The organism is Falsiroseomonas sp. (genome assembly GCF_041690465.1).
GTDB lineage: Bacteria > Pseudomonadota > Alphaproteobacteria > Acetobacterales > Acetobacteraceae > Falsiroseomonas.
This window is the reverse complement of sequence record NZ_JAWLHG010000091.1, coordinates 1-5,373: the sequence shown is the minus strand read 5'-3', so window position 1 is coordinate 5,373 and position 5,373 is coordinate 1. Positions and strand designations below refer to the sequence as shown.

2 protein-coding genes and 2 pseudogenes are annotated in these 5,373 nt (G+C 69.9%); 3 read left to right on the top strand and 1 reads right to left on the bottom strand.

Translation table 11 applies throughout. The features are described 5' to 3' along the window. Window positions 1-98 precede the first annotated feature (98 nt). The 3 genes and pseudogenes from ACESM1_RS30070 to ACESM1_RS30060 all read left to right on the top strand — a co-directional run bounded on the left by ACESM1_RS30070 (window position 99) and on the right by ACESM1_RS30060 (window position 3,278). A complete protein-coding gene (locus tag ACESM1_RS30070; RefSeq protein ID WP_372625042.1) occupies window positions 99-986 on the top strand; it encodes an IclR family transcriptional regulator in 888 nt (295 codons plus the stop codon). Next, complete coding sequence (locus ACESM1_RS30065) at window positions 922-2,070, top strand: acyl-CoA dehydrogenase family protein (RefSeq protein ID WP_372625041.1); 1,149 nt, start codon at window positions 922-924, stop codon at window positions 2,068-2,070. Before ACESM1_RS30070 ends, ACESM1_RS30065 begins: the two co-directional genes overlap by 65 nt. Window positions 2,071-2,078: 8 nt before the next feature. Beyond that, a pseudogene (locus tag ACESM1_RS30060) lies at window positions 2,079-3,278 on the top strand (CaiB/BaiF CoA transferase family protein). Between the two features lie 451 nt (window positions 3,279-3,729). On the opposite strand, the pseudogene ACESM1_RS30055 reads toward ACESM1_RS30060, so the two are convergent. After that, window positions 3,730-5,169, bottom strand: a pseudogene (locus ACESM1_RS30055) (IS1380 family transposase). Window positions 5,170-5,373: the final 204 nt, after the last annotated feature.

Genomic DNA, 5,373 nt, shown 5'->3' with positions numbered 1-5,373 from the left:
CTCGCCAGGGAGAAGATCATGCGCCACTGACCACAACAGACACGCCCAACGGCTCGAACAGCCAGCGCCGTCTGTCAGATCAAGTCCTGGCTAATACAATGCAGAGCATCGAGCGACCCGAACTGCGCTCGGCCGATGCGCGCTTCGCCAGCACGCTTGCCCGCGGCCTTTCCATCCTCGAGGCCTTCCGCCCAGGTGAGGCGAGCCTCGGAAATGCCGAACTCGCGCGTCGCACAGGGTTGTCGCGCCAAGCCGTGGTACGCCTCACCGCCACGCTCCTGGACCTCGGACTGCTGCAGCGGGACGCCGGCGGCTACCGGCTCGGCGCCAGGCTGCTGACGCTTGCACATCCGCTGCTGCGCCGGCTCTCCATCCGCCAGGCAGCGCGCCCGGTCCTGAAGGAACTCGCCGACTACGCCCGTGGCGCCGTCTCACTCGCGATGCTCGATGGCCTGGACATCGTGTTCGTGGAGACCTCGCTCGGGACCGACCCGCATCCGCTCAGCCCCGATATCGGCACCAGCGCGCCCCTGCTGCAGACCGCGGCCGGCCGCGCCTTGCTCGCGCTGCTCGCGCCGGCCGAACGGGCGGTGCTGTTCGAGGCCTTCCGCACGCAGCGCCTGGCGGTGTTCTCCGCCTTCAGCGAGACAGCCACCCGCGAGATTGCACGGGCCGAGGCCGCCGGGTTCTCGCTCTCGCTCGGCGACTACCGACCCGAGGTGCATGCTGTCGCCGTGCCGCTCGGACAGGCCGGCACGGGCGAGCGGCTCGCGCTGAACTGCAGCATCCCGCTCTACCGCCTGAAGCCCGGCCGCGCTGGAGGCGGAGATCGCGCCTCGGGCCGTCGCCGCGGCCAGCGCCATCCGCGCCATCATGCCCACAGCGGGCTGAGCAGCACGCAACAGCACGAAAGGCACGCCCATGTCCGGCAGCGAACTCGCCCCGCGCATCCGCGACTTCGTCGAGCAGCACTGCATTCCTGCTGAGAGCGCCACGCTGGCGCACGACATTCCCGGGCTGGACCGGGTGATCCTGGAACTGCGGGAGAAAGCTCGCGCAGCCGGCCTGCTGGCGCCGCAGGTGCCGCGCGAACTCGGCGGGCTCGGGCTGGGCTGGGCGGATTGCGTGCCCGTGTTCGAGGAGGCAGGGCGCAGCTTGCTGGGCCCTGGTGCGCTGCACTGCGCCCCTCCGGACCAGCCGAACATTCACCTGCTCGACCGCCACGCAAAGCCGGCGCAGCGGACGCGTCACCTGCTGCCGCTCGCGGCGGGCGCGGTGCGCTCCTTCTTCGCGATGACGGAGCCGGCGCCCGGCGTCGGCTCCGATCCCGCCATGGTGCGCACCACCGCCACGCGGGTGCCCGGGGGCTGGCGGCTCGACGGGCGCAAATGGTTCGCCAGCGGCGCCCGCGGTGCGGCCTTCGGCATCGTCGTGGCGCGCGCCGAGGAGGGCATCTCGCTTTTCTTTGTCGAGGCAGGCATGCCGGGCCTGACACTGGTGCGCGACATCGGCACGCTCGACGCCTTCGGCATCGGCGGCCACACCGAGCTTCTGCTGGAGGACTGCCGCGTCGGGGAGGAGGCGCTGCTCGGTCGCCTCGGCCAGGGTCTTGCGTTGATCCAGCAGCGGCTCGAGCCGGCGCGACTGTTCCACTGCATGCGGTACATCGGCCTCGCCTCGCGCGCGATGCAGCTGGCGCAGGACTACTGCCGGGAGCGCCAGTTCTTCGACCAGCCGCTCGCCGGGCATCAGCTTGTGCAGGCGCTGGTGGCCGATGCGCATATCGACCTCTTCGCCGCCAGGCAGATGACGGCCCATGTCGCGCGCCGCTTCGAGGCGGGCGAGGACATCCGGCACGAGTCCTCGATGCTGAAGGTCTTCGTGTCGGAGGCGGTGAGCCGCGTGGCGGATCGCGCGCTGCAGCTCACTGGCGCCCATGGCGTGTCGGAGGACGGACCGATCTCGCTGATCACGCGCGAGCTGCGGCCTTTCCGCATCTATGACGGGGCAAGCGAGGTGCACCGCGCCGCGATCGGCCGACGCGCCTTCCACCGCAACCTGCGGCCCTGAGGCGCGCCATGCCTGGTCCGCTCGACGGCATCCGCGTCCTCGACATCGCAACCGTCATCGCGGCGCCATTCGCGGCGACGCTGCTCGCCGACTACGGCGCCGAGGTGGTGAAGGCCGAGCTGCCCGGCGCCGGCGATCCGGTGCGGCAATTCCCGCCCTTCAAGGACGGGCGCTCGCTCTGGTGGAAGGTCACCAACCGGAACAAGCGCTTCGTCACCCTCGATCTCGGCAAGCCTGAGGGCCAGGCGCTGCTGCTGCGCATGCTGCCGCAGTTCGACGTGCTGATCGAGAACTTCCGGCCCGGCACGCTCGACCGGTGGAACCTGTCGCGCGACGCGCTCTGGGCCGCCAATCCGCGCCTGACGATCCTCCGCGTCACCGGCTTCGGCCAGGATGGTCCCTATGTGGCCCGGCCTGGCTTCGCGCGGCTGTTCGAGGCGATGGGTGGGCTCGCCTATCTCACCGGAGAGGCCGATGGCCCGCCGCTGCACCCGGCCTCTCCGGTCGGCGATGCCATCGGCGGGCTGTTCGGGGCGCTCGGCGTGGTCACCGCGCTCTGCCGCCGCTTCCGTGATGGACCAGTGGCGCAGGGCGAGGAGATCGATCTTTCGCTGACCGAGGCGGCCTTCCGCATCCTCGACAAGGTCGCCATCGAGTAAGACCAACTCGGTAGCAGCCCGCACAGGGCCGGCAATGCAAATCCCTACTCCGCCCCGTCGGAGATGTTCCGCACGCGCGACGGCCACTGGGTCTCGCTGGCTGGCAGCACGGACAGGATCTTTGCTGCCAAGGCACGCGCGATCGGTCGTGCGGATCTCGCCGCGGATCCGCGCTTTGCTGGCAACCGCGAGCGCATCGCCCACGCCGCCGAGCTGAACGGCATCTTCGCGGCCTGGATCGCCGAGCATGGGCTCGAGACGGTGGTGGATGCTTTCACCGCGGCCGGCGGGACGATCGCGCCCGTGTATTCCGCTGAACAGATCGCCGCTGACCCGCAGATGCGCGCACGCGGCGCGATCGTGGCGGCGCCGGACGAGGACTTCGGTGAGGTGCGCATGCAATCCGTGGTCCCGCGCTTCACGCGCAACCCCGGCACGGTGACGCACGCGGCAGGCGGCCTCGGCCGGGACAATGCCGCGGTGTATGGCGCCCTTGCTGGGCTGGACGACGCCGAGATTAGGGCGCTGGCAGATCGCGGCGTCATCTGACGCGAACTGCGACGGCATGACGATGCAGAGCGCCGTGCCTGCATTCTGACCGTCTAGGCCCTGAGGTTCGGGCGGACATTGGACCAGATGACGTCCCCGTCGACTGCCCTGCGCCGGGCTCGGCCGGGGGCTTCGGCTGCCGTCATTCGGGTTCGGGAGACAATCCGCCCGCGTGTGACGGACGCAATGTCAACGTAGGTTATCACATCAGGAAGCTCTCTCGCCGCGTAACTGTCTGCATTCGTCAATTCGACATCGCCGAGACGACGCGGCTAACCCGAATTTCTCACCGGCGCCTGGCGCGATTGAGCGGTTGGCCTGCGGCGGGGATGGCGGGTCCGGTTGAGGGCGTTTGGTGAGGCGGCTTGGCCTTTGATGGTCGCGCGTAAGCATCGCCGCCCGATGGGCAGCGGTGTTCGCGGGCGAAGGCGGCTCTGCGGTATCCGGGTCGTCAGGGCGCTGCCGCTGTGATCCTGGAATGGGCGAGGGCGAACTCGAGCTGGAAGGGGTGGCCCGACGCCATGGCGATAGCGAGGCGGCGGACCGACCTGCGGACCTGGGCGCCGATCTTGAGCAGGGCGAGGCGGAGGGTCCCACAGGTCGCCTCGGCGAACTGGGTGTGCGCGAGGCCGATGCGGCGAAGCGCGCACAGCAGGACATAGGCCATGGACGCGAACCAGAGGCGCAGCTGGTTGGTGCGCATGGTGGCCGCCGAGGCGCGGCTGGCGAACAGGTCGAGCTGGCACTCCTTTATGCGGTTCTCCATCTCGCCGCGGGCGCAGTATAGCCTCTCGTAGAGGGTGCGGGCATCGGCTTCGGCAGGTTTGAGCGAGGTGACGACGAAGCGCGGGTTGGGCTCGCCACGGGTCCACTCGGCCTTGGCCACGACCCGGCGCCGGCGCGACCAACTGTCCAGCGTCGACCAGCGGAAATCGTGGAAGCGCCGCGCCGGCTTGCCGGTCCGGGTGGCCTCGTGCTCGGTCCAGGCGAGGTCGATGGCGAGTTCCTCGACCAGCCGGGCGTTGCGGGCGAGGCCGAAGAGGAAGTCGACGCGGTTCTGCTCGCACCACGCCATCAGCGCCTCGCGCGCGAAGCCGCTGTCGGCGCGCAGCAGTATGCGCACCCTTGGCCAGCGGGCGCGGACCTGGCGGACGATCCGGGCGACCTCGTCGACGGCGCCGGCCGAGGCATCGATGTCGGCTCGACGGAGCCTCGCCGCCAGCAGGTGCCGGCCGCAGAAGACGTAGAGCGGCAGGTAGCAGTAGGCGTCGTAGTAGCCATGGAAGAACCTACCAGCCTTCGGCGTCCGAAGCAGTGCTTCGGACCCTGGTGCCCGTGCAGCGGCACGTCGGTGGCGTCGAGGTCGAGGATGATCTGGCGCGGCGGCGCCTTGCGGTGGGCCTCGAGGAAGAGGTCGACGACCAGCGCCTTGATCGCCGCCGCGTCATGGCCGATGCGATGATAGCGGCCGGGCTCGCCCAAGGGCGCGTGCTCCAGCCGGTTCAGCGTCGACTTGCCGGCCAGCGGCGCGCAGTCGCTGCGCCGGGCGGCGAGCTTGCCGGCGAGCACGGCCGGCACCGGGGCGTGCCGCAAACTGGTCGTGGCCCGTGACGTCCTCGTGCCCGAGCGCGATGCCGAAGATGCGCTGGCCGACCAGGGTGGCGATGTCGTGCTCGACCCGCTCCGGCATCCTGGCGTCGCGGAAGCAGGCGGCGAAGCGGCCGAGCAGGTTGATGGCGCGGTCCGTCGCGCCGAGCAGCAGCGCGCCGGCGTTCGAGGTGATCGCGCCGCCGTCGAACGCCGCCACCACCCGGCGGCCCTCGACGGGTGCAAAGTCGAACAGCGCCGGGCTACACTCCGCCGGCGTCGGGGATCTCTCCTGCGTCTCGATAAGTCTTTGTCGCAGAAGAAATCTCGCCGATTCAGGACCCCGATGCACCTACGCCTGGTAAGATATCCGGGTTAATGGCGGCCCTGGCGGCGTACAGGCACTCAACTCTAGGTCCTGTGGACTCTCAGGATTCCCCATTTGATTGAGGCATGATTCAAGGCTGTTCTGTGCGATGGGGGCGGCCTTGGCGGTGCTGGATCGGCT

Excerpts from the sequence above, each read along its gene's own strand:
- ACESM1_RS30070 (WP_372625042.1), top strand. The coding sequence starts at position 99 with ATGCAGAGCATCGAGCGACCCGAACTGCGCTCGGCCGATGCGCGCTTC.
- ACESM1_RS30065 (WP_372625041.1), top strand. The coding sequence starts at position 922 with ATGTCCGGCAGCGAACTCGCCCCGCGCATCCGCGACTTCGTCGAGCAG.